1 protein-coding gene is annotated in these 268 nt (G+C 70.9%); it reads right to left on the reverse strand.

All coding sequences use genetic code 11. From position 1 onward, the window contains the following. The coding region (locus tag STRAU_RS35735) for an AMP-binding protein (RefSeq protein ID WP_037664113.1) at positions 1-268 on the reverse strand (268 nt) is incomplete at both ends.

Below are 268 nucleotides of genomic sequence, written 5' to 3' on the forward strand. Positions count from 1 at the left end.
AGGATGTGCGCGAGACGGTCCGCCGGGGACGCCGGATCCACCGGCACATACCCGCCCCCCGCCTTCAGCACCGCAAGGACGGCCACCATCAGGTGCTCACTGCGCGGCAGGCACAGCGCCACCAGCACATCCGGACCGACGCCCAACGAGCGCAAGTGACGCGCAAGACGGTTCGCCCGCGCGTTCAACTCCCCGTACGACAGGCGGGAGTCCTCGAACTCCACCGCCACCGCCTCCGGCGTTCCGGCGGCCCTCTCCTCGAACCACG

Origin of the sequence: Streptomyces aurantiacus JA 4570 (genome assembly GCF_000414115.1) — a bacterium.
Classification (GTDB): Bacteria; Actinomycetota; Actinomycetes; order Streptomycetales; family Streptomycetaceae; genus Streptomyces; species Streptomyces aurantiacus_A.